The sequence below is a fragment of the Arthrobacter sp. CJ23 genome, from assembly GCF_024741795.1.
Classification (GTDB): domain Bacteria; phylum Actinomycetota; class Actinomycetes; order Actinomycetales; family Micrococcaceae; genus Arthrobacter.
Genome location: NZ_CP102950.1, coordinates 409,938 through 432,542, shown reverse-complemented (window position 1 = coordinate 432,542; position 22,605 = coordinate 409,938). Strand labels below are relative to the sequence as shown.

The following is a 22,605-nucleotide window of genomic DNA, read 5'->3' as shown; positions in this document are numbered from 1 at the left end:
TTCCGCGCGGCGGCCGGCTGCGCAGTGTGTCCACGCAGCCGGCAACCGGAGCCGCTCAGCCTTTGAGGCCGCCGGACAGCAGGCCACGGACGAAGTAGCGCTGCAGCCCGAAGAACACCAGCAGCGGAATGATGATCGAGACGAACGCCGCGGCAGGGTTCAGGTAGTCCCTGCTGCCTCGTGTTCCCGAGATCTCCGCCAGTCGCTGGGTGATCGGGGCGACGTCGGCCGTGCCGCCGGAGAAGACCAGTGCAACCAGCAGGTCGTTCCAGACCCACAGGAACTGGAAGATCGCCAGCGACGCGAGAGCCGGCACGGACAACGGCAGGATGATGCGCCAGAAGATCGTGCTGTGCCCGGCACCGTCAACCCTGGCTGCCTCGATCACTTCTCCCGGGATCTCGGAGATGAAGTTGTGCAGCAGGAAGATGCCAAGCGGCAGGCCGAACATGGTGTGGGCGATCCACAGCTGGGCATAGGATCCCGGCGGCAGGTGCAGCACCTGGGTGAAAAGCTGGAGCAGCGGGATCAGCGACATCTGGAGCGGAATGATCTGCAGGGCGAAGACGAAAATGAACAGCCCGTCACGGCCCCTGAACTTGCCCCACGCGAAGATGTAGGCGGCCATCGAGGCCAGCACCAGTACAAAAATGGTGACCGGAATGACGATGGCGATGGAGTTGACGAAGTACTGCGACAAGTTGGGCGACTGGGACCCGGCGCTGACCGTCACATCCACATAGTTCTTGAAGGTGAAGTCCCAGTCCGTGAACGCATTCCACCAGCCGTCCGAACGCGGGCCGATCTGCTTGGCGGCCGGCCGGAAGGAGGACACGAAGAGGCCGAACGTGGGGACAGACCAGACGACGGCGATCAGGATGGCGGCCGACGTTGCCCACTTTGAGGTGAGCTTGGTCTTGACCCGCCGCATGATCGGCTGGGCGTCCTCGGCGGGGTCGGAGGTCCTGGCGCGGCGGGCGGTGCCGGCGGCCTTGGCAGCCTCTTTCGGTGCTGGCGTGGCGGTCATCGGATCTCCCTTTGCTTGCGAAGGACTCGTGCGTTGTACACCACGATGGGCAGGACCAGCAGGAACAGCACCAGGGCGAGGGCTGCACCGCGGCCCGGTTCACCGGCCCGGAAAGCCTGCGTGTACATCTCGTTGGCGATCACGGACGTGTCGTAGTTTCCTGCTGTCATGGTCCGGACGATGTCAAAGACCTTCAGCGTGGCGATGGTGATGGTGGTCAGCACCACCACCAGGGATCCTCGGATTCCCGGAATGGTGACGTTGCGGAACTGCTGCCAGGGATTGGCCCCGTCCAGGCGGGCCGCCTCGACAAGTTCGACCGGGACGCCCTTGATGGCTGCGGACAGGATGACCATGGCGAAACCGGTCTGGATCCAGACCATGACGATGATCAGGAAGACCGTGTTTTCAGGGGCATCGAGCAGGAATTGTTTGGGATCCAGGCCCAGCGCGACCCGCAGGAAGTTGAGCACGCCGGTCTGTTCGATGCCGGGACCACGGTAGTCGTAGACCAGCTTCCAGATGATGCCGGCACCCACGAAGGAGATGGCCATGGGCATGAAGACCAGCGCCTTGAGTGCCCGCTCGCCACGTGCCTTGTCGATGAACACGGCGTAGGCCAGGCCAATGCTTGTTGAGAGCAGCGGGACCAGCACCGTCCAGATCACGGTGTTCCGCAGGGTGACCAGTGCCGCAGGCTGCGTGAACATCCAGACGAAGTTGTCTACCCCATTGCCCTGGCCCTTTGCGTCCGTGAACGCAAAGATTGACGTCTGCACGGCCGGGTAGACGAGCCCCACCAGCATCAGGATGGCTGCCGGAGCCAGGAATCCTGCAACGGTCACTTTGTCTTTGATCGACTTTGGCGCTCTGTCCACGAGCAGCATGATGATGCCGATAACGGCAGCGAACGCCGCGACGGCGATCACTACTTGAAGGAGTTTCCCTCCGATAAAATCCATAGCCCAACCTCCAAGGGGGTGCGTGGGTGCATAGTTCAAGGAAAGGCGCTGCCTTCCCGGGCAGAGAATCCAGCCGGGAAAGCAGCGCCTTGGGCGTCAGCTCTTGGGCCAGCTGGCTTCAATGCTGTCGGCGACCTGCTGGGCAGGCGTGCCGTTGACCCAGGAGACGATGCCCTTCCAGAAGGAGTTGGAACCCACGGCGCCCGGCATCAGGTCCGAACCGTCAAAGCGGAAGACGGTCTTGGGATCCTGCAGGAGCTGGATGGAGAGTTTGTCCAGTTCCGAGCCAGCGTTGTTGGCGTCCAGGCCCTTGTTGGCGCTGATGGCACCACCGAGCTTGACCCGGTTGTTGGCGAAGTCCGCGCTGGCCATGAAGGTCAGGTAGGCCTGGACCTCGGGGGTGTCCTTGTAGGCGCCGATCATCTCGCCGCCACCGGTGATGGCAACACCCTTGCTGGCGTCAACGGGGGGAGCCATGAAAGCCCACACGTCTCCGTCAGGGGCCACCTTGGTACCCGCCGGCCAGTTGGCTGCCTGGAAGGTGGCTTGGTGGTGCATGGCGCACTGTCCGTCCAGAACCGGCTGGCCTGCCTGGGCGAAGCCCGTGCTCAGGATGGAGCGGACGTCACCGAAACCGCCGTTGACATAGTTCGGGTCCAGGAGGACCTTGCCTGTGGTGTTGAAGGCGTTGACGATCTTGGGGTCATTGAACGGGATCCCGTGGGTAACCCATTGGTCGTAGACCTCCGGCCCTTCAGCGCGGAGGACGACGTCTTCGATCCAGTCGGTGCCCGGCCAGCCCGTGGCCTCGCCGGATTCAAAGCCTGCGCACCAAGGCTTCATGGCCTTGTCGTCGGCGATCTTCTTGGTGAGCGTCATCATCTCGTCCCAGGTCTTGGGAACTTGCCAGCCCTTGTCCTTGAAGGTCTTGGGCACGTACCAGATGTATCCCTTGACGTTGGCGAGCATGGGGGACGCGTAGAACGTCCCGTTCACGGTCCCGTACTTCTTCCAGTCCGCGGACCAGTTCTTGTCCACCAGATCGGAAACGGCCTTCGGCGCGGGCTTCAGGTTGCCCGTCTTCGCTTGATCCGCAAGGAGTCCGGGCTGCGGGAAGATGGCGACGTCCGGGGCGTTGCCGGCCTTGGAGCGCACGCCGATCTGCGTCTCGAATTCCTTGCTGCCCTCGTACTTGATGGTGATGCCGGTGCACTTCTCGAACTGCGCCCAGGATTCTTCGAGGTTGGTGGCCTCAGTGTCGACGATGGTCGAGTAGACCGACACCGTCTTACCGTCGTGCTTGCCGTAGCTGCTGTACGCCGAACAGTCGTCGGAGGTGGTGGAGGTGCCACCGCCGCCGGTGGAGCCGCAGGCCGTCAGCGTGAGGGCCAGGGCCCCGACGACGGCGAGCGGTGACAGGTAGTTGTGGGTTTTCATGCTGGGAACTCCTCGGTGAGTGAACCAGAATTTGCCGCAGTGCGGTTGTTGTGGTGAGGCTCACACTAGTAAAGTTCCACACAAGAATGCAAGCGTTTACACAAACCAAAGAACACGGTTTCGTAACAGTCCTCCAACAGCCCCGTAACGGTGCGGAAACAAAGCTGCGGCCTCGCTCTGGCCGCTCCGTGGACCGTCCACGGAGCAGTCGCGGGCTGTTGCCGGCCCGCCCTACTAGGCTGGTGGCAAAGCCGTTGCCGCCGAAAGGAAGCCCATGCCTGAAGCCACAAAGTCCCCGCTCCCCTGGTGGCACGACGCCGTCATCTACCAGGTGTATCCGCGCTCCTTCGCCGATGGAAACGGCGACGGCATGGGCGATCTGCCCGGCATCACCTCACGCCTGGGGCACCTGAAGGAGCTGGGGGTCGACGCCGTCTGGCTCTCCCCGTTCTACAGTTCGCCGCAGGCGGATGCCGGCTACGACGTCTCCGATTACCGGCAGGTGGATGAGCTGTTCGGCACCCTGGCCGACTTCGATGTGCTCCGGGACCGGGCGCACGGGCTTGGCCTGAAAGTCATCGTCGACCTGGTGCCCAACCACACCTCGGACCAGCATGCATGGTTCCAGGAGGCCCTCGCCGCAGCCCCGGGATCCGCGGCACGGGAACGCTACATGTTCCGGCCCGGCAAGGACGCAGTCCCTGGGTCCGGCGACGGAACCGTGCCACCGAACGACTGGAACTCGATCTTCGGAGGCCCCGCATGGACCCGTGTCACCGAGGCCGACGGCACGCCCGGCGAGTGGTACCTGCACCTCTTCGCTGCTGCCCAGCCGGACCTCAACTGGGAGAACCCGGCGGTCCGCACCGAGTTCGAGGACGTCCTCCGCTTCTGGCTGGACCGCGGCGTGGACGGTTTCCGCGTGGACGTGGCGCACGGAATGATCAAGGCGGCCGGGCTCCCGGACTGGTCGGCCCAGGTGGCCATGGTGGAGGGGTCCAAGAAGAAGCGCGGCAAGGACAAGGTTCCGCCCCCTCCCCCGTACTTCGACCAGGACGGCGTGCACGAGATCTACCGCAGCTGGAACAAGTTGCTGGCCACATACGAGGGCGACCGCGTCCTGGTGGCAGAGGCCTGGGTTGAACCGGCATCCCGTCTGGCACGGTACATCCGCCACGATGAAATGCAGCAGGCCTTCAACTTCGGGTACATGTGCTCCGGCTGGGACGCGGAAAAGCTCGGCGGCAGCATCAAGAGCTCGCTCCAGGCCGTGGCCGAGGTGGACCGCCCCTGCACCTGGGTGCTTTCCAACCACGACTCCGTCCGGCACCCGTCCCGCTTCGGGCTCAGCGATCCCACCACGTACCCGCACGGCATCTCCAGCAAGGACGAGCAGCCCAACGAGGCCCTGGGCCTGGCCCGCGCCCGCGCGGCCACCATGATCACCATGGCCTTGCCAGGGTCCGCCTACATCTACCAGGGCGAGGAACTGGGCCTGCCCGAGCACACAACCCTGGCCGCCCGCTTCCGGCAGGACCCCTCGTTCATCCGCACCAAGGGCCAGGAGACGGGCCGCGACGGCTGCCGCATTCCCCTTCCGTGGGCCAAGGACTTGCCGAACTTCGGCTTCAGCACCATTCCCGACGACGGCGGTCCCGACGGCGGCGCACCCGCCAGCGGCGCACCCGCCGCGCCGTGGCTGCCGCAGCCCAGCAAGTACGGTCGTTACGCCGCGGACCAGCAGTCCGGCGTCGAGCACTCAACGTTGGAACTGTACCGGGCGCTCCTCGCCGAGCGCCGTGCTCGGTCCCTGGGGACCGGAACACTTCGGTGGCCGCGGATCCACAAGCCGAAGGCCGGCATTCTCGCCTTCGAGAACAGCGGCGTGCTGGTGATCGCCAACATGTCCGAGGCCCCGGTGGAGCTGCCCAAGGGCTACCGCGTGCTCCTGCGCAGCCAGGCCGCCGCCGTCAGCCACGGCCGCGTCAAGCCCAACCGCGCCGTGTGGCTGGTGGCGGAGACGGGCACCGCTTAACGCGAAAATGGCAGGTTCCGGCGCCGCGCCTGGGCGCAGCGGCCGGGACCTGCCATCCCGTTGAAAGCTGGGTGCTACTTCTCGCCCTTGAAGAAACCGGCGATCTTGGAGCCGAGGCCCTTGACGTTTTCCGCGACGTCTCCGGCCAGTTCCTTGGCGTTCTCCGCGACGTCACCGGAGAAGAACTCCTTGACGTTTTCCGCGGCTTCGCCAGCGAATTCCTTCACATTCTCCACGGCCTCGCCGGCGAACTCCTTAACGTTGTCGACGGCCTCGCCGGCGAACTCCTTGGCGTTCTCCACGGCGTCGGCTGCTGCGTCCTTGCCGTTCTCCACGGCGTCAGCCGCAACATCCGTGGCGTTCTCGGCAGCGCCTTCGACGCCCTCTGCAGCTGCGCTTCCGTTTACTTCTTCACTCATGGTGCTCTCCTTTGTATACGTCTGGCGGTCGGGTCCCCGGCAGCCGTGCAGGCCGGAGACCGCTTGTGCAAAGGGAGTCAGTCCCCCTATGCCTTCAAACTATGGCCATGCGTTGGTGAGCGCAACGGCGAAACGCGGGGCCGGAACAATTGGACACACGGGCCGGTCAGGGCACGGGAGTTCAGCGGACGCGCTCTGCCCGGGCGAACCTGGCCCTGGCTCCGGCGGCGATGTGCACCAGGACGGGGGTCCTTTTGCCGACCACGGCGTCCAGGGCTTCCACCAGCCGTGACACGTCCTCGGCCAGCGCGTGCGGTGCCACGCCCTGCCTCGGCTGGATCCGGACGCGCAGGCCCGGCAGGCCGCCCACCTCATAGGTGGAGACGGTTGCCGAAGCGAGGTCGGGACGCTCCGCGAGGGCGGCCTTGAGCGCCTGTTCGGCAACTCCGCCGCCGATTCTGACGTCGCCGTCCACATCGCCGTTGTCCTCGCCGGACACCAGCTGGTTTGCCCGACCCTTGCCCTGCTGTGACACCCAGGCCACCATGGCGATGATGAGGGCCACGAGGACTGCCGCGGCCACAAGCCACAGCCAGCTTTCCTCGCGCCCGGGGAACCGGGTCTGCCTGAAGGTTTCCTCGGCCCGGGCCCAGGCGCCGGCCGACCAGCCATGCCACCAGTCGGCCACGGCCGGCACGGTGGCCAGCAGCACCAGCAGCAGGCCGATGGCCAGGAACTTGACGCCCAGAATGAAGAGCAGGATGCGGTTGATGACGCGCGGGGTTCCGTTCATGCGCCGATCACCCCCGAGGTGGCCAGATTGACGCGGACCTCCGGCATGGGCGAAGGCGACATCTGTTCCAGTTCCTCCCGGACCGCGGCGCTGATGGAGTCCCCGCTTATGGGGACGCCCGAGGTGGGACGGACGTTGACCACCACCAGCCGCTTCGAAACCACCACCATGACCTGCTCCTGCGAGACGCCGGCGGCCGTCCGCGCGCGGCGGGCCAATGCTGAGGCAATGACCTCGTCATCCACCACGACGGCGACGCGCGGGTCCTGCAGAAGGTGCCGGGCGCGCCGGCCCGGCAGAACCGCATTGAGGAGGAAGAAAAGACCGACCATGGCAATGACGCCGCCGCTGGCGCCCAGCAGCAGCGGCGAGATGCCCTGGGGCAGGGCGATGAGGCGTTCCGCGGCGGTACCGGGATCGATCAGCCACGGCGGCTGGCCCACCACCCGGACGGCTGATTCCAGGAGCGCGTAGACGCACAGGACGATCACGAGCCCGGCCGCGAGTCCGGCCGCCCCGGCGCGCGCGGAAAAGCTCTCCCGGTGCAGGATGCGGCGCATGTGGGGGCTGCCGGGGGCGTCGGGCCCGCCGTGTGCGGTGCCCGTGGCGTTCACAGTTCCGGCGTCGTATTCGGTGCCGCTGCCGGCCTGCTCGATGTGGCTCACTGGACGCGGCCCCCCTCCGTGATGTGTGCCCCGCTGATCCTGATGTCCACGCGGCTCAACTGCGAGCCGCTGAGGCGGGTGACGCGTTCCAAGACAACGCTCTTGGCCGCTACGGCGCGGTCCCAGATGCTGCCGCCGAAGCCCGCAACGCGGCGCGGATCGCGGAGGACCTCGCTGAGCGACGGGACGCTGATGGGTCCCACGATGGACAGCGCCAGCAGGCCGTCGTCGTCGGACCAGTCGGCCCGGATGTCGCTCGCTGCCACGCCCAGGGCCTCGGCAGCGGCGGCCTGCGCAAGGGTGGTCAGGGCCTGGGTGCTGATCCGGTTGTGGCCGGCCAGGCTGGTGGCGGTGTCAACAGCCTCGGCCGAGGTCATGACGAGGAGCGCCGGCCCGTGATGGCGTCCAGGACACTGCGGAGGTCAAGCTTGCCCTCGGCGGCACGGCCCAGGAGGGCGCCGATGCCCATGAACAGGAGCGCTATCAGGAAGCCCCACAGTCCGAACTGGAACGCCATGAACGCCAGGAAGGCGCCGATCCCGATTCCCACAACGGTCATGCTCACTGGAGTGGCTCCCTTTCCGATAGCGCGGCTTTGGCTCCTGCCGGTTTGGCCGGCGGGGCCACGTAAACGTCATTGATTTCGATGTTGACCTCGATGACCTCGAGGCCCACGAGTTCTTCGACGGCCCGGTAGACGGCCGCACGGACCATGTTGGCGACGTCGTGCAGGGGATAGCCGTAGTGGGCCACGAGGTTGATATCCACGGCCACCTGGGTCTCGCCGACCTCGGCCCGGACACCGGCCGCATGGTCCGAGCTCCCGACGGCGTCGCGGATCGCGCCAAGCGCACGGGACGGGGCTGAACCCAACGAGTACACGCCTGGAACGGAGCGTGCCGCGATCCCGGCAACCTTGGCCACGGCCGAGTCCGAAATGACGGTGCGTCCCGGGCCTTGCTCTGCCCCGTTGTTGCCGGGCGCATCTGCTTGGCGCGTGTTCTGGTCTTCCATCGAGCACTCCCCTTCTCTTGAGTACCACCCTAACGTCTGAGGCAGACAAAACGCCGGGTGCCGGGGCCGTACCCCTTCACCCGGCGTTTGGACCCGGCGTGGACCGGTCTGTGCCCGCCTACTTGCAGTTCTTGTCCAGCCAGTCCTCGATCGGTTTCATGGCCTCTTCGAACTCGCCGCTGCCGTATTTGCTGAAGTCGGAGCCTGCCGATTCGGTGAAGGCCTTCAGTTTCTCGAAGTGGGGCTTCAGCTCGTCCGGCACTTGGCCCTGCATCTTGGCCAGCTCGGCCTGCGCCTTTTCCACGTCCTCGGACTTTCCGCCCATGAGGCCGGCCAGCGGCAGGATGGTGACGCTGAGCATGGTGGCGCTGACCGCGATGCAGGCCTCGCTCATCGAGCCGAAAGCGCCGAAGACGCCGCCGGCACCGCCGCTCGCCTGGTCGGTGGCCGCATTGCTCGGTGCCGCACTGCTGGGTGCCGCCGAGGAGGGCGGGGACGTCTGGGTGGACTGGACTGTAGGCTGCGGGAAGGAACAGGCGCTCAGGGCCAGGCTGGCTGCCAGAATGGCGCCAAGGAGCAAACGGCCGCCGACGCGGCTGTGGCGTGTGATCAGTGTCATGGTGTCCCCCGTATGAATGCGATGCGATGACCAGCCCGGCGAGGCCAGAATACTCCCGGCCGGACTTCACTGAACAGGGGTTGGGAACAGGTGCTCCGGACAGACGGTTAAATGAAGAAAAGCACCAGTTCCGAAGAACTGATGCTTCCCAGTGGTGGCTCCGACCGGCGTCGATCCGGTGACCTTTCGATTTTCAGTCGAACGCTCTACCAACTGAGCTACAGAGCCTAGGTGACATGTCACCATGATGACTGGAATCTCTTCCGATCATCAGAGCGACCCTGACGGGACTTGAACCCGCGACCTCCGCCGTGACAGGGCGGCGCGCTAACCAACTGCGCTACAGGGCCTTGCGTTGCGGTATCGCTACCGCGTTTTTTTCAAGGCTTCTAGCTTACCAGACTTTTTCGACTGGCTTTACCACTTCCTTGCGTACCCCCAACGGGATTCGAACCCGTGCCGCCGCCGTGAAAGGGCGGTGTCCTAGGCCGCTAGACGATGGGGGCCTGAACTCAGTTCGATATTACGAGGGCCAAAACGCTGGGCGCTTTTCCGCTTCTCGCTCGTCCGAACTGGACTCTAAAACTTTAGAGCATAGTTATCGATATTCCCAAATCGAGCGTCCGGAGCCATTGGAACGCCCCGGAAAAGTTGGCGGGATCTTGCCCTGAGATGTCCGGATTCCGCCAGCCCTGCGTGCGCCCGCGGGACTAAGTTGGCTGTATGAAAACCACCATTCCGGCCGAACCCGGCCAGCCTTCCAAGGGCCTGGAGGAGCGCACCATCCCCGCGCCCGCCGCACCCATCAGCAAACTGGGCATCGCCGCCGTCGTCGTGACCGTGGTTCTGTGGGCCTCCGCCTTCGTGGGCATCCGAGCGGTGGGCCCCAGCTTCTCCCCCGGCTCCCTGACGCTCGGGCGGCTGGCGGTCGCCGCCGTCGTCCTCGGTTTGGTGGTCCTGCCGACGCTCGAGCACTGGCCCAGCAAGCGCGAGTGGGGGCCCATCCTGGCCTATGGCGTGATGTGGTTCGGCGGCTACAACGTGGCGCTGAACGCCGCCGAGCACATGCTCGACGCCGGCACCAGCGCCATGCTGATCAACGTCTCGCCGATCCTGATCGCCGTCATGGCCGGTGTGGTGCTCAAGGAGGGCTTTCCGCGCTGGCTGATCATCGGCAGTGTGGTGGCGTTCGGCGGAGTGGCGATGATTGCGCTCGGTTCGGGCCAGCGCTCGACGGCGGACGTGGCCGGCGTGCTGCTCTGCCTCCTCGCCGCCGTGCTCGCCGCAGTCAGCGTGATCATCCAGAAGCCGGTGCTGCGCAAGTTCACGGCGGCGCAGGCCACCTGGTTCGGGATCCTGGTGGGCGCGGTGTGCTGCCTGCCGTGGACCGGGCAGCTCGTCATGGAGGTCCAGTCCGCGCCGCTGCCGGCAACCCTGGGGCTGGTCTATCTCGGCATCTTCCCCACGGCGATCGCGTTCACCACGTGGGCGTACGCACTGTCGCTCATTTCGGCGGGCCGCCTTGCCGCCACAACCTACCTGGTGCCGGGCACCACCATCCTGATCTCCTGGGCCGTGCTCAACGAGGTGCCGTCGATCTGGGGGCTCATTGGCGGCGTGGTGTGCCTGATCGGCGTGGGGCTGACGCGGCGCAGGTCCCTCTAGGAGGCTGCGCCGCGGCTCGGCGCGAGCCTACCTGGCCATCCCTGCGAGCAGTTCCCGGTGCGTGGGCGGGTTCGCCCCGGGCCGGCCCACGGTGATGGATGCGGCCATGGAGGCAGTGGTGCCGATCCGTTCCAGGACCGTGGGGGCGAGGCCGTCGCTGCCGCGCAGCAGCAGGCCGAGGATCAGCGCGGACATGTAGGAGTCGCCGGCGCCGATGGTGTCTGCCACCACGGACGGGATGGCCGGGACGTTAAGCTGCATGCCCGGCGTGGCCATGAGCGAGCCTTCCGAGCCGCGGGTCACCACGCACAGGTCCGCACCGAGGCCGAGGATGTGCCTGGCCGTGTCCTCAAGGTCCTTGCCCGGGTACAGCCAGCGGGCGTCGTCGTCGCTCATTTTCACGACGTCGGTGAGCGGCACGAGCTCCTCGAAGATCCCCAGCGCCTCGTGGTGGCTGCCGAGCAGGTCCGTGCGGATGTTGGGGTCGTAGGTGACCATGCAGCCGCCCTGCGCCTGCTCCAGGAGGCTCTTGACCACGCTGGCGCCGGGGGCCAGGAATGTGGCGATCGAGCCCGTGTGGAGCACCTTGGGGGCGTATGGCAGGGCGATGGGGGCCAGGTCCCATTCGATCTCGAAGGTGTACTCGGCCGAACCGTCCGCGGCGATGTCCGCCGTCGCCGTCGCCGTCCGGGCCAGCGACTGCGAGCCGGGAAGCAGCACCACGCCGGCGCTTTCCAGGTGGGCGGCGATCGCCTGGCCGCGGGCGTCGCGCCCAACGGCGGTGAGCAGCCCGGCCTTGACGTCCAGGCGGCCGAGTCCGTAGGCCACGTTGGCCGGGGAGCCACCGGGGTACTCCCGCTGGCCTTCGGGGCTGTGCACGATGTCGATCAGTGCCTCGCCCACCACGACGACGTCGAGGGGCTCGGGCGCGGAAGTTGGGGTGGCGGTCATGCGGTTCCTGTTCGTTGGTTGGGGAGGTGCGCTGGCGGGCCCACGGAATCGCGTTCGATCAGCGGGCATTCCAGAAGTTCGGTGCGGCCGGTGGCCTCTGCGCCGTCGAGGATCAGCTCAACGGCCCGGCGCCCCATCTCCAGGAGGGGCAGTTCCAGGGTGGTCAGGCCCGGCCGCAGGTGCGGTGCCAGGGATTCCTGGTTGTCGAAACCCACCACGGAGACGTCGCCGGGGATGCCCAGGCCCAGCGTGGCGAGCGCCTGGTAGGCTCCCCAGGCCGTGCGGTCGTTGCCGCAGAAAATGGCCGTGGGCGGGGTGGGCCCGGCCATGAGTTCCAGGGTGTTGCGGTAGCCGCCGTCCTCGTGCCCGTCGCCGGTCTTGTACAGCGCGGGCAGGGCGGGCAGCCCGGCCTCCTCGAGCGCGCGGCGGTACCCTGCAAGGCGCCCGACGACGGCCGGCAGCCCATCCTCGACGCGCCCGATGTTGATGAAGGCAATCCGGCGGTGGCCGGCGTCGATGAGCGTCCGGGTGGCGGTGTAACCGCCCAGCTCCTCCGAAGGGGCGATGCTGGGGAAGCGTCCGGCGCGGTCCTGCGAGTTGAGCACGACGGCGGGGACCTCACCCAGGACGGGCGGCACGTCCACGATGCGGTGGAACATGGACGCGTAGACCACCCCGGCCACCTTGTAGGAGAGCATGGCCTCCAGCGACGCGGCTTCGAGGTCCCGGTCGCCCGCCGTGTTCACCGTGAGCAGCAGCAGGCCGGCTTCCCAGGCCCGGGCCTGGGCGCCCTCGATGATCTTGCCGGCGAAGGGCGTGGTTGCCACGGAGTCGCCCACGAAGCCGATCATCCCGGCCACGCCGTCGCGCAGGACCTTGGCGTGGGCGTTGGTCCGGTAGCCCAGTTGGACCGCGGCCTGGTGCACGCGTTGGCGGGTTTCCTCCGAGAACCGGGCCCCGCCGGCGTCGTTGAGGACCAGCGAGACCGTGGCCTGCGAAACCCCGGCAGCGGCCGCGACGTCGTGCATCGTGGGGCCGGACCTGAAGCCTGGGCGGGTCATCGCGGAGCCTGTCATTTGGAGCGTCGGGAGGTGGGCCAGTGCGTAGGTTATGCGTATAACTGAGCCCCGGGAAACTGTATCTTCCGGGGCAGGCGGCGTCAATGGTTGGCCGAGGGCCGTGTATCTCACCACTCCGGTGAACCGGGAGGATCTCCGCTCAGAGCTCGCGGAGGTAGCAGAGCATTCGATAGTCTTCGCCCGGCTGGATGTTGACGAAGCCGTGACGCTCGTAGAAGCGACGCGTGTCATGGTCGATCTCGTCGACGTTGATGTGGATCTCCTCGCAGCCGACCTCGCGCACCCTTGCGTCAATCTCCTGCAGCAGGGCGGTTCCGATGCCTGAGCCGCGCAGCTCAGGTCTGACATAGAGTTCCTCGAGTTGCGCGAGTGGACCGTCGGAATACGGGGTCGGACGTAGCGTCAGGAAGGCGAACCCCGTGGGATCCAGCACATTGCCGGACAGAAGCACCATGACGTCGTCGCGTTCCAGCAGTTGCGTGAAGCGGCGCGTGAACTCGGCAGCTTCCGGAGTCGGAGTTTCGAATTCAGAGTTGAAATCATAGAGTAGCCGGCCTGCAATCTCGGCGTGCTCGGGTCCGGCCCGGAAGATTGTCATGACCTCATTTTTGTCTGCCTGCGACCACTCGGCAAATACCATGTGGTGCCGTCGGGGGATAGTGCTTGCAATCTTCTGCCGCCAGGTATTACCGTCTCGACAAGCGGTTGCAAACCACAATCCGAGGGGCTTCATGCTGAAGCAAGTCGCTGAGGGCGTTCTAGTTCACGAGAGCGAGTTCATCCAGAGCAATTCCATTGTGGTCCAGGGCCGGGACGGTGTGTTGCTCATCGACCCCGGCATAACGGGCGACGAAATGGCGGCCCTCGCGAGCGAGCTTCGCGAGTTGGGCCAGCCCGTCGTCGCAGGCTTCTCGACGCATCCCGATTGGGACCACGTTCTCTGGCACGCGAACTTCGGCGACGCGCCCCGTTACGGTACAGCCCGCTGCGCGGCCTCTATCCAAGACCTGCTGTCGAATGTGGACTGGAAGGCCCGCGTTGCCGAGGTACTACCGCCGGAGTACGCCGAGGATATCCCGATGGATCTGCTCGGTCTCATCACCGGCCTGCCCGCCGGTACTGCGCAGATTCCTTGGGAGGGCCCCAAAGTCCGGATCATCGAGCATCAGGCCCACGCCCCGGGCCATGCGGCGCTGTTGATCGAGGAGCGCGGCGTCCTGGTTGCCGGCGACATGCTTTCTGACATCCTGATGCCGTTCCTCGACCTGGAGGCCACGGACCCGCTCGAGGACTACCTCGCCGCGCTGCGGCTGCTCGAGAGCGTGGCCGGCGACGTTGATGTGGTCATCCCCGGCCACGGCTCAGTAGGCGGAGCTGAGCAGCTACGAGCACGAATCACACAAGATCGCGCGTACGTGCAGAACCTGCGAGACGGCGGTGTTACCAACGACCCGCGGGTCGGCCCATCGGCCACATTGGATTGGCTGGCCGACGTGCATGAATGGCAACTACAGCAGCTCGCTCAGAAGGAGCGCGACGGAACGCCCGGCTAGCGATCGCATACCGGGCACCAGCCTGTATGCCCTCAACGCCACCAATTCCCGTTCATGCTCGAGCCGCCTGGACACGCCTTTTGACAGCATGCTGTCAATCAGGTGATAATGACAGGACGCTGTCAAATTTAGGGGTAGGGCAACAATGAAGAATGTGGTTCTTTACGCAACTGACACCATGGCCGATTGGGAGTATGGCTACGTCATCGCTGGCATCACGATGGCCGAGCAAACCATGCCCGGTAGATTCAGACTTGTCGTCGCATCAGACAGTCAAGGAAAGCCCGTCAGGACCATGGGTGGCCTGCAAGTTCTCCCTGATACGCATGTCAGTGAACTCAACCCTGATGATGTTGGCATGCTGATCCTCCCAGGGGCTGATACCTGGAGCAGTGATCACGATGCCATCCTCAGCTTCGCCGAAGACCTGCTGGCCGAAGGTACACCCGTAGCGGCGATCTGCGGAGCCACGCTTGGGCTGGCTCGTTCTGGGCTTCTGAACGACAGGGCCCACACAAGTAATGCCCCCGAATTCCTGCTCGGCACTCCCGGGTACAACGAAGGGGACCACTATCGGTCAGAGAAGACCGTGTCGGACGGCACTCTGATCACAGCACCCGCGACAGCTCCCATCGATTTCGCCAAAGCCATATTTGAACGACTCGAGCTCTTCCCCCAGCCGATCACTGACGCATGGTACGGGCTGCACACAACCGGAGAGAAGAAGTACTTCGACCAGCTCATCGGCACGTCCAAATGAGCGAGCGATCTGCTGACGGTGAGGCCCTGACGAATCTGGTTCTCCCGATCTTTGAGCTCAACGGCGAGTTCCTTGCAGCTGCCCGCGACATAGCAGAACCAGCCGGACTCACCCCTGCCTGGTGGCAAGTCCTCGGAGCAACGCTGGATGAGCCCCTGACGGTTTCCGAGATCGCGCGCCGCGTCGGACTGGGACTGGCACGCCAGAGCGTGCAACGAAGCGCCGACATCCTCGTCGAAAAGAAATGGGCCGAGTACCTGGAGAATCCACGTCACCAACGAGCACAACTCCTCCGGCCAACCCCGGCGGGGCGAGAAACAATTACCCAGTTACAACAAGCACAACACCAGTGGGCCGACACGGTCGGGAAAGCCTTGGGCGAAAACGAATTGGTGGCCACAATGGCAACCGTTCAGCGCATCATCGCAGCATCCCGGGCATACCGAGGAGATCCGCCCGCGAGTCCAGATGCCGATCCAAGATGAGGCAACGAGCGCGGATCTGCGTTCCCGGTACCGGTTGGGATTCCCCGGCTGCGGTGGCTATCTGCGCCTCGCGAACTGGATCTGGATGCGCTCGAGCTCGGCGCGTGGAAGCACTGCTGTCACCACGCCACCGCCTGCCAGTTCAGCGCCGATGCCGTAGACGAACGGGTCGGTGTCGATTTCCGCGGCGGATACTTCAACGCCGTTGACGAGGACACCGACCTGATCGTTGATCATTCGCTCGGTCACTACCGGTCCGGGCATGTCCCAAGGGTTGCCGCCCAGTCCGGGCTCGTGCCGGTACTGATTCATGAGGATGTAGTTGACGTGGTCGAGCAGCACGCTGCGGACCGATGAACGCCCGGATGGGTCGCGGTGCCAGGTAGTTCGCACGGCCTCCCATAGCTGCGGATAGCGCATTCGCGCCACTTGCTCCACCAGCCACGCGGGTCGCGGCCAGGGCGGAACGTCCTCGATCGCCCTGCGCGTCTGCTCGTCGAGGTCCGCGAGGTTTATTGGGTCGGAGCGGTCGTTCGGGTTTCGCCAGACCGTATAGGTGACGCTCGCTGTCATTTCGCTGTAGCCACGATCGTCGTGGCCGTATGCCAGACCGACCGTATCCGTGTCCTCCAGCGAGGGCTGGGGCACAAGTCCCATCACCGGGATGGGCAGGAGCTTGAGGCGCCCAGCCAGCTCGACACGAGGGTCCGGCGCGTCTTCGGGGAGAATTCCGGCCATTCTCATGGCTCGATTATGAACCAACACCTGTTCGCGGCCCAGAGTCGCCGAGGAGCGCGCCGAACGCCCATTTTCCGGGGCAGTGCGCGGCGCCCGCACGCAGACTAGAGTCGGATCATGCCCGCGAACCTGCCTCCCGGCCTCCCGATCGTTCCCGACGGCGAGCGCGCTTCCTCGCCGCTGCCGGCCGCCGCGGAGGCTGCTGCCGGAGATGCAGCGCCCGAATGGGAGCCGCAGGCGCCGTTCGAGATGTCGCCGGATGACTTCGAGGCGGCTGTGAGCGACGCCCTGCTGCTGATCCCGCGGAAGGTGGCCCGGGCCATGGACAACGTGGCCATCTTCATCGAGGACGACTACGTGCCGCACCCCGACGAGGATCCGGACACGGTGCTGCTGGGCCTGTACGAGGGCGTGCCCCTCACGGAACGGGATTCGTGGTGGGACGCCGGGTCCCTTCCGGACCGGATCACCATCTTCCGGCAGCCCATCCTGGACATCTGCACCAGCCGCCAGGAAGTCATTGACGAGGTGGTCATCACCGTGGTCCACGAGATCGCACACCACTTCGGCATCGGCGACAACCGCCTGCACGAGCTCGGCTGGGGCTAGCCTTGTAGCCATGGGGCACGATCACGACCACTCGCACGGACTCACCGCCACCGGCAGGCACCGGAAGCGGCTCATCGCCGTCTTGGCCATCACGCTCGGGGTGGTGGGCATCCAGGTGGTGGGCGCCGTCGTGTCCGGATCGCTGGCGCTGCTCGCCGACGCCGGCCACATGCTTTCGGACGCCGCAGGCGTCTTCATCGCCCTGCTGGCGGCCTGGATCGCCACGCGCCCGGCCAGCGACCAGCGCACCTACGGCTACCAGCGGGCGGAGGTCCTCGCGGCCCTGGCCAACGCCCTGATCCTGATCGTGATCGCCGTGGTGATCATGATCGAGGCGGTCCGGCGCTTCGGCGAATCCCCCGAGATCCACACGGACGTGATGCTTTACGCCGCGATCCTTGGCGCCGTGGCCAACTTGGTCTCGCTGCTGATCCTGCGCGGCGCCCAGAAGGAAAGCCTGAACATCCGCGGGGCCTACCTTGAGGTGATGGGCGACCTGCTGGGCTCGTTCGCCGTCATCGCGGCCGCCGTCATCATCATGACCACGGGATTCCAGGCCGCCGACCCCATCGCCTCCGTGCTGATCTCCCTCATGATCCTGCCGCGCGCCTGGCACCTGCTCCGCGACGTGGTGGACGTGCTCCTCGAGGCCACCCCCAAGGGCGTGGACGTGAACATGATCCGTGAGCACATCGAGTCCGTGGACGGCGTGGTGGGCGCCCACGACATCCACATCTGGACCATCACCTCCGGCGTTCCGGTCTTTTCGGCCCATGTGGTGGTGGAGGACGCGGTCCTGAACGCCAGCGGCGCGGACATGATCCTGGACCAGCTGGGCTCCTGCCTGGGCAGCCACTTCGACACCGAGCACTGCACCTTCCAGCTGGAACCGGTCAGCCACTCGGAGCACGAGTCGCACCAGCACGCGTAGCCGGCTACTCCAGCCCTTCCACGCGCGGCGCCGCCACGCTCACCGTCCCGGCGGCGCCGTCCACCGTGATCCGCTGGCCTGTGGTGATCCGTGACGTGGCGTCCGGGACACCCACCACGGCCGGGATGCCATACTCGCGTGCCACCACGGCGCCGTGCGAATTCGGCCCGCCCATCTCCATCACCAGCCCGCCAGCCGTCAGGAACAGCGGCGTCCAACCGGGGTCCGTGGACGGCGCCACCAGGATTTCGCCGGGTTCCAGCCGCGCTCCCACCGGGTCCAGGATGACCCGCGCCGGGGCCGTGACGAGCCCCGCCGACGCCGGACTGCCGCGGAGGGCCCCCTCGCCCACCGGCCCGCCGGGCTGCCCCACCGCTTCCGGCTCGGTGCCGTCGGACAGCAGAACACGGGGGATGTGCCGGCGGCGCAGCTCGAGCGCGTAGGCATCCCTGCGCTCCGCCACCCGCCCGTGCTGCTCCGCGCCGTCGAGCGCTGCATGGGCGTCGTCCAGGTCCAGGAAGAAGATGTCATCCGCCTCCGCGATCCTGCCGGCGGCCGCCAGCTCCTCCCCCACGATCGCCAGCTGCTCCGCTACCGCAGCCAGGCCCACCACGAGGTTGAATTTGGGGAGCTCGCGCATCCCGGCGAAGCGGCGCATGCGGTCCAGGGCGAGCCGGACCACTATGGCGTGCAGGGGGCTCCTGCTCCGGGCACGGGCGATGAATCGCGCCACCTGTTCGTCCGCTTCCCGGGCCGCCTTCTCAAACTGCTTGTCCGGCGCCAGCGCGGGATCGTCCAGGCGCAGGTAGTTGGCCAGCACGCCGATGATGTGGGTGGGGTCGCCGGACCAGCGTGGCATGCCGACGTCGATCTCGGCCACAGCGCGGTGCCCGTACGCGGCCAGGAAATCTTCAAGGCCCAATTGCGCGACGCCGGGCAGCGCGCCGTCGCGGTACTGCTGGGCCAGTTCCGCCGCCGCTTCGGCAGCGAAGGGGGCGGCGGCGTCGGGGTCTTCGCGGATCCGGACGGCAAGCTGCCACAGCTCAAGATCCATTTCCGTGGTGACGTTGTTCGGCAGCCCGCGCAGGACCGTCTGCAGCTCATCCACCGGGGCCTGCTCGCCCAGGATCCTGCGGACCAGGGCCAGCATGGCGAAGCCCAGGGCGGGCAGGGGCAGGATCCGGGGCACGGTGGCGAACAGCTCCTGGCCGAGGATGCGCTGGACGTGCTCCAGGCGTTCCCTGGCGGAGGCCTCGCGGGGCACGGTCAGGATCTCGCGAAGATCCCTGCCGAGGCGCTCCACCTGGCGTTGGGCCGCGTCCGGGCGGAACAGGCCGCGCAGCAGTGTTTCCGGGACGCGGAAGCGGGCCGCAACCGGGGCCACGTGCCGGATCAGCCGAAGCGGGGTCCTGCTGGTGACCGGGAAGCGGGGATCATCGAACAAACCGCGCAGCAGCATGGCGGAGCGCGCCTCCATGACGTCGAACACCCGGGGCATGATGGCGCGGCCCGCGGCGCTGCGGGCCACGGCCGTGAGGTCGATGAAGATCCGCTGGCCGGCCTCGTAGTAGGGCGGAGGTCCCTTGCGGGGGTCCGGCACGGTGAACCGCGCGGCGCGTGCCACGGAGGAGCCGATCAGCCGGATCCCGGCAAGGCCCATGGGCGTGAGCGGACGGGTGAGCCCTTGGGCCAGGCTGAAGTTCAGGAACGCATGGGTTCCAGGCGTGACGGGTTTCCGCGTGGGCTGGGGGTACAGGGTGGTGATGGGCCGGGCCTGGGTGAGCCACAGCGTGCCCCGGGCATCGATGGCCCATTCAGTGTCCTGCGGCGCGCCGTAGTGCTTCTCCACCCGCTCGCCGAGGGCGGCCAAGGCACGGATGCGTGAGTCGTCGAGGCAGGCGACCGTTTCCGCAGCAGTGCCTGCATGCTCGATCCGTTCGGTGCCGCCGCCGGGAACCGGGCGGATTTCCACGGTCCGGTCCCCGATCCGGCGCTCCAGGATGACCCCCGTCATGGTGTCCACCACGAAATGGTCCGGATTCACGGCCCCCGAGACCACGGCCTCGCCCAAGCCCGGGCTGGCATCGATCACGGCTTCCCGCCTCCTGCCCGTCACGGGGTTGGCGGTGAACAGCACCCCCGCCGTTTCGGCGTCCACCATGCGCTGCACGACGACGGCGAGCGCCACCGCGCCGTGCTCGATCCCGTTGGCGGCACGGTAGCTGACGGCCCGGTCCGTCCACAGCGAGGCCCAGCACTGGCGCACGGCGGCCAGCACGGGGTCGATTCCCACCACGTTCAGATAGCTGTCCTGTTGGCCGGCGAAGCTCGCGAACGGGAGGTCTTCTGCCGTGGCCGAGGACCTGACGGCCACAGGGAGGTCCTCCCCCAGCGCAAAGTAGGCCGAACGGACGGCTTCCTCAATGTCCGCCGGGATCCCGGCGTCGAGCACCAGGATGCGGGCACGTGTGGCGAGCTCGGAGAGCTCCTCAACGTTGCCGGGCGCAGCGGCCTGAAGCGCGGCGAGGACCGTCTCCAGGCCGGCCGGGGCCATGGCCCGCCGGTACGCCTCGGTGGTGAGGCAGAAGCCCGGGGGCACGGGCAGCCCGGCGGCCGTCAGTTCGCCAAGGTTGGCGGCCTTTCCGCCGACCGCCGCCAGCATGTCCGCGCGGATCCTGCCGAAGTCAAGGATGAGCCCGGCTCCGGCAGGCTGCCGGCCTGGCTGCGGGTGCTCCATGGCGGGAGGGCTTGTCCGGTTAGGCTGCGCCGAGGAACGGCCCGAACTTGGCGCGGTCCGCCAGCCGGGGATCCTCGCGGTCCGGCACCACCAGCACGGGGCCCTTGGCATGGTGCAGCACACCGTCCGAGGTGGAGCCGAGCAGCATCCCGGTAAAGCCGCCGCGCCCGCGGGTCCCCAGGACCACCAGTTCAACTCCGCGGCTGGCCTCCACCAGCACGTCCACCGGTGAGCCGTCCAGGAGCTGTGCTTCCACGTTCAGCCGGGGGTAGTGGCTCTGGATCCAGGCCACGCCGGCGTCCAGCTGGACGCGGATGTCCTTGAACAGTGCCTCACGGTCCAAGGGGGCGGGCACCCAGGCGAGTGATCCGCTGTACTGGGGCACGGCGCAGATGACCCGCAGGGTGGCCCCCATGCGTTCCGCCTGCGCGGCGGCCTCCAGGACAGCCACGCGGGCCTGCTCGGAACCATCCACGCCGACGGCGACGACGTTCTCCACCGTCCGGGGGCCGTCCTTGGCGTGCTCTGCCTTGATATGCCTGTCATCGGTGCTTTCGCCTAGCCGGTCCGCGCAATACAGCGGGACGGTGACCGTGGGGCATTTGGAGTGTGCGGGCAAGGCACTGCTCACGGAGCCCAGGAGCCGGCCCACGAAGCCGCCCCGGCCGCGCGTACCGAAGACCAGCAGCTCGGCGGAACGGGAAAGTTCGAGCAGCACCCCGGCGGCGTCGCCGTTCTCCACGGAAGCATCGACGTCGACGCTGTAACCGGAGACCTTGTCCATGGCCTGTTTGACGATGGCCTCGGCGCCGTCGCGGATGACCGAATCGTCCACGGTGGCATAGCCGCCGTCCAGCCCTGACGCCGCGAAGATGGGCACCGAGTAGGCAGTCACGATGTGCAGGGGCAGCTGCCGGCGTTCGGCCTCACGGGCAGCCCAGACCAAGGCGCACTGGCCGTGTTCGGAACCGTCGACGCCCACCACGATGCCGCCGGGCGCAACGGCAGGATCGCCGTCCTGTGGTTCCTCTTCATGTTTGCCGTGCTGGTCCATGGGGCCCGCCTCCTCGCATTACTGCCTGATGTTGCGGCTATTCTGCCAGAGGCCTCGCCTGCGGACCGGATCGCTCCGGGGAATAGTGAAGGTTTGTCCTCCAATCCCCACTATTCTCGGTTGCCGGGGCCGAATCAAGACGGCTGCATGGTAAGTGGACAGGCCCTTTCGGGGATGGCCACGTGGACGGGTTTACGCTCCAGATGAACATCTGGAACCGCTGCGCGCGGAGGCTATCCAGCGCCGGAAAAGTTCTGTAGTGTTCGATGCACCGAATGGCCGGCAAGGGTGCTGCAGAGCACTCCCGGCCATTTGTTGCGGCCGTTTGGGGACCCGGACGCACTATTGAGTTGAGATGTCAGCACAACAGTCGAAGAAGGGTCCAAGCAAGTGCCAAACACGCCTGTCTCCGGCATGGAGCACACCACCACCGTAGTCATCGGAGCCGGCCTTTCCGGCCTGGCCGTGGCCAGCGAACTCAGCCGCTACGGCGTGGGGTCGATCGTGGTTGATGGCCTGGACGTCCTCGGCTCCGCAGCCGTCTCAACATCCACCGGTCTCCTGCCGCGCTGCGACATCGCGGACCCCGCCTCCATGCAGGAACGCAGCGAAATCATGCGGCACCTGCGGAACTACGCCGCCAGCCACAGCCTGGACGTGCGCAACAGCACCCGGGCCGTACGCCTGGACAGGATCAACGCCGTCCCCGGCCTGCTGGGTGCCGGCCTGGACAGCGCAGCCGCCTGCCCCACGGGCCAGTGGGCCGTCCACACCGTCCAGGGCGTACTGCTTGCGGACCACATCGTTGTCACCCGGTGCGGCCAGAGCCAGCTCCGCCGCATGCTCGCCGATCTGGGCATCGCCCTCGGCCAGAATTTCGTTGCGGCCATGCGGGCCATCGGCATGCACCTGGTGGGCGTAGGCGAGCTCATCACCCCCACGCCCAAGGAAGTCCTGCGGCAGGCCAAGGTGGTGGGCCAGGCGATCTCCGCGAAGGTGTACCCGGACAGCGTGCAGGCAGCCCTCACCGGCAGCTTCGCCGCCGTGCCGGCCCTGGCGTAGCAGGCGCGTA

24 protein-coding genes and 3 tRNA genes are annotated in these 22,605 nt (G+C 66.7%); 8 read left to right on the top strand and 19 right to left on the bottom strand.

The genetic code is table 11. From position 1 onward, the window contains the following. Nucleotides 1–55 precede the first annotated feature (55 nt). The 3 genes from NVV90_RS01910 to NVV90_RS01900 all read right to left on the bottom strand — a co-directional run bounded on the left by NVV90_RS01910 (nt 56) and on the right by NVV90_RS01900 (nt 3,426). On the bottom strand, nt 56–1,027 hold the full coding sequence (locus tag NVV90_RS01910) for a carbohydrate ABC transporter permease (protein ID WP_258439510.1): 972 nt from the start codon (nt 1,025–1,027) through the stop codon (nt 56–58). After that, nucleotides 1,024–1,989, bottom strand: coding sequence for a carbohydrate ABC transporter permease (locus NVV90_RS01905; protein WP_258439509.1), 966 nt, complete (start codon nt 1,987–1,989; stop codon nt 1,024–1,026). Before NVV90_RS01905 ends, NVV90_RS01910 begins: the two co-directional genes overlap by 4 nt. A 96-nt stretch (nt 1,990–2,085) precedes the next feature. Then, nucleotides 2,086–3,426 carry an ABC transporter substrate-binding protein gene (locus tag NVV90_RS01900; protein ID WP_258439508.1) on the bottom strand — a complete coding sequence of 447 codons (1,341 nt, stop codon included), beginning with the start codon at nt 3,424–3,426 and terminating at the stop codon, nt 2,086–2,088. 274 nt (nt 3,427–3,700) lie between these two features. Between NVV90_RS01900 and NVV90_RS01895 the strand changes: the two genes are divergently transcribed. Continuing rightward, the gene (locus tag NVV90_RS01895) at nt 3,701–5,461 is read left to right on the top strand and encodes a glycoside hydrolase family 13 protein (protein ID WP_258439507.1); all 1,761 of its coding nucleotides are present in this window, start codon (nt 3,701–3,703) and stop codon (nt 5,459–5,461) included. A 74-nt stretch (nt 5,462–5,535) separates the two neighbouring features. Here NVV90_RS01895 and NVV90_RS01890 read toward each other — a convergent pair whose 3' ends face one another. The 10 genes from NVV90_RS01890 to NVV90_RS01845 form a co-directional block, all read right to left on the bottom strand. Beyond that, nucleotides 5,536–5,880 carry a hypothetical protein gene (locus NVV90_RS01890; RefSeq protein WP_258439506.1) on the bottom strand — a complete coding sequence of 115 codons (345 nt, stop codon included), beginning with the start codon at nt 5,878–5,880 and terminating at the stop codon, nt 5,536–5,538. A gap of 181 nt (nt 5,881–6,061) precedes the next feature. Beyond that, nucleotides 6,062–6,673, bottom strand: a complete 612-nt coding sequence (locus tag NVV90_RS01885; protein WP_258439505.1) for a hypothetical protein — start codon at nt 6,671–6,673, stop codon at nt 6,062–6,064. After that, nucleotides 6,670–7,233, bottom strand: coding sequence for a DUF6286 domain-containing protein (locus NVV90_RS01880; protein ID WP_258441033.1), 564 nt, complete (start codon nt 7,231–7,233; stop codon nt 6,670–6,672). The genes NVV90_RS01885 and NVV90_RS01880 overlap by 4 nt, the downstream gene beginning before the upstream one ends. A gap of 101 nt (nt 7,234–7,334) precedes the next feature. Next, nucleotides 7,335–7,715 (bottom strand): hypothetical protein, encoded by a 381-nt coding sequence (locus NVV90_RS01875; RefSeq protein WP_258439504.1) that lies wholly within the window; start codon nt 7,713–7,715, stop codon nt 7,335–7,337. Then, nucleotides 7,712–7,903: a hypothetical protein gene (locus NVV90_RS01870; RefSeq protein ID WP_207616839.1), complete on the bottom strand. Its 192-nt coding sequence runs from the start codon at nt 7,901–7,903 to the stop codon at nt 7,712–7,714. The genes NVV90_RS01875 and NVV90_RS01870 overlap by 4 nt, the downstream gene beginning before the upstream one ends. Continuing rightward, the gene (locus NVV90_RS01865) at nt 7,900–8,352 is read right to left on the bottom strand and encodes an Asp23/Gls24 family envelope stress response protein (protein ID WP_258439503.1); all 453 of its coding nucleotides are present in this window, start codon (nt 8,350–8,352) and stop codon (nt 7,900–7,902) included. Before NVV90_RS01865 ends, NVV90_RS01870 begins: the two co-directional genes overlap by 4 nt. Nucleotides 8,353–8,470: 118 nt before the next feature. Continuing rightward, nucleotides 8,471–8,971 carry a hypothetical protein gene (locus NVV90_RS01860; protein WP_258439502.1) on the bottom strand — a complete coding sequence of 167 codons (501 nt, stop codon included), beginning with the start codon at nt 8,969–8,971 and terminating at the stop codon, nt 8,471–8,473. A 152-nt stretch (nt 8,972–9,123) separates the two neighbouring features. Beyond that, nucleotides 9,124–9,199 (bottom strand) — tRNA-Phe (locus NVV90_RS01855). A gap of 48 nt (nt 9,200–9,247) precedes the next feature. Next, nucleotides 9,248–9,321, bottom strand: a tRNA-Asp gene (locus NVV90_RS01850). An 83-nt stretch (nt 9,322–9,404) separates the two neighbouring features. Continuing rightward, nucleotides 9,405–9,477 (bottom strand) — tRNA-Glu (locus tag NVV90_RS01845). Nucleotides 9,478–9,694: 217 nt separating this feature from the next. Between NVV90_RS01845 and NVV90_RS01840 the strand changes: the two genes are divergently transcribed. Further along, entirely contained in the window at nt 9,695–10,636 is a 942-nt protein-coding gene (locus NVV90_RS01840) for a DMT family transporter (protein ID WP_258439501.1), read from the top strand. Between the two features lie 27 nt (nt 10,637–10,663). Here the strand turns inward: NVV90_RS01840 and NVV90_RS01835 are convergent, their stop codons facing one another. The 3 genes from NVV90_RS01835 to NVV90_RS01825 all read right to left on the bottom strand — a co-directional run bounded on the left by NVV90_RS01835 (nt 10,664) and on the right by NVV90_RS01825 (nt 13,264). Further along, the gene (locus tag NVV90_RS01835) at nt 10,664–11,587 is read right to left on the bottom strand and encodes a carbohydrate kinase (protein ID WP_258439500.1); all 924 of its coding nucleotides are present in this window, start codon (nt 11,585–11,587) and stop codon (nt 10,664–10,666) included. Then, the gene (locus NVV90_RS01830; protein WP_258439499.1) at nt 11,584–12,648 is read right to left on the bottom strand and encodes a LacI family DNA-binding transcriptional regulator; all 1,065 of its coding nucleotides are present in this window, start codon (nt 12,646–12,648) and stop codon (nt 11,584–11,586) included. The genes NVV90_RS01835 and NVV90_RS01830 overlap by 4 nt, the downstream gene beginning before the upstream one ends. A gap of 157 nt (nt 12,649–12,805) precedes the next feature. Beyond that, the gene (locus tag NVV90_RS01825) at nt 12,806–13,264 is read right to left on the bottom strand and encodes a GNAT family N-acetyltransferase (RefSeq protein ID WP_258439498.1); all 459 of its coding nucleotides are present in this window, start codon (nt 13,262–13,264) and stop codon (nt 12,806–12,808) included. 133 nt (nt 13,265–13,397) lie between these two features. On the opposite strand from NVV90_RS01825, the gene NVV90_RS01820 reads away from it, so the two are divergent. The 3 genes from NVV90_RS01820 (at nt 13,398) to NVV90_RS01810 (ending at nt 15,464) form a co-directional block, all read left to right on the top strand. Further along, nucleotides 13,398–14,219 (top strand): MBL fold metallo-hydrolase, encoded by an 822-nt coding sequence (locus NVV90_RS01820; RefSeq protein WP_258439497.1) that lies wholly within the window; start codon nt 13,398–13,400, stop codon nt 14,217–14,219. 154 nt (nt 14,220–14,373) lie between these two features. Further along, entirely contained in the window at nt 14,374–14,979 is a 606-nt protein-coding gene (locus NVV90_RS01815) for a DJ-1/PfpI family protein (protein ID WP_258439496.1), read from the top strand. Continuing rightward, nucleotides 14,976–15,464, top strand: coding sequence for a MarR family winged helix-turn-helix transcriptional regulator (locus NVV90_RS01810; protein WP_258439495.1), 489 nt, complete (start codon nt 14,976–14,978; stop codon nt 15,462–15,464). Before NVV90_RS01815 ends, NVV90_RS01810 begins: the two co-directional genes overlap by 4 nt. A 57-nt stretch (nt 15,465–15,521) precedes the next feature. On the opposite strand, the gene NVV90_RS01805 is transcribed toward NVV90_RS01810, so the two are convergent. Further along, entirely contained in the window at nt 15,522–16,208 is a 687-nt protein-coding gene (locus NVV90_RS01805; RefSeq protein ID WP_258439494.1) for a hypothetical protein, read from the bottom strand. Between the two features lie 111 nt (nt 16,209–16,319). Between NVV90_RS01805 and NVV90_RS01800 the strand changes: the two genes are divergently transcribed. Together NVV90_RS01800 and NVV90_RS01795 are read left to right on the top strand one after the other, a co-directional pair. Continuing rightward, entirely contained in the window at nt 16,320–16,811 is a 492-nt protein-coding gene (locus tag NVV90_RS01800; protein WP_258439493.1) for a metallopeptidase family protein, read from the top strand. A 10-nt stretch (nt 16,812–16,821) separates the two neighbouring features. After that, nucleotides 16,822–17,742 (top strand): cation diffusion facilitator family transporter, encoded by a 921-nt coding sequence (locus NVV90_RS01795; protein WP_258439492.1) that lies wholly within the window; start codon nt 16,822–16,824, stop codon nt 17,740–17,742. Between the two features lie 4 nt (nt 17,743–17,746). Here the strand turns inward: NVV90_RS01795 and NVV90_RS01790 are convergent, their stop codons facing one another. Both NVV90_RS01790 and NVV90_RS01785 read right to left on the bottom strand, forming a co-directional pair. After that, complete coding sequence (locus tag NVV90_RS01790) at nt 17,747–20,479, bottom strand: PEP/pyruvate-binding domain-containing protein (protein WP_258439491.1); 2,733 nt, start codon at nt 20,477–20,479, stop codon at nt 17,747–17,749. 19 nt (nt 20,480–20,498) lie between these two features. Further along, on the bottom strand, nt 20,499–21,533 hold the full coding sequence (locus NVV90_RS01785) for a universal stress protein (RefSeq protein WP_258439490.1): 1,035 nt from the start codon (nt 21,531–21,533) through the stop codon (nt 20,499–20,501). A gap of 390 nt (nt 21,534–21,923) precedes the next feature. Between NVV90_RS01785 and NVV90_RS01780 the strand changes: the two genes are divergently transcribed. Further along, nucleotides 21,924–22,595 (top strand): FAD-dependent monooxygenase, encoded by a 672-nt coding sequence (locus NVV90_RS01780; protein WP_258439489.1) that lies wholly within the window; start codon nt 21,924–21,926, stop codon nt 22,593–22,595. Nucleotides 22,596–22,605: the final 10 nt, after the last annotated feature.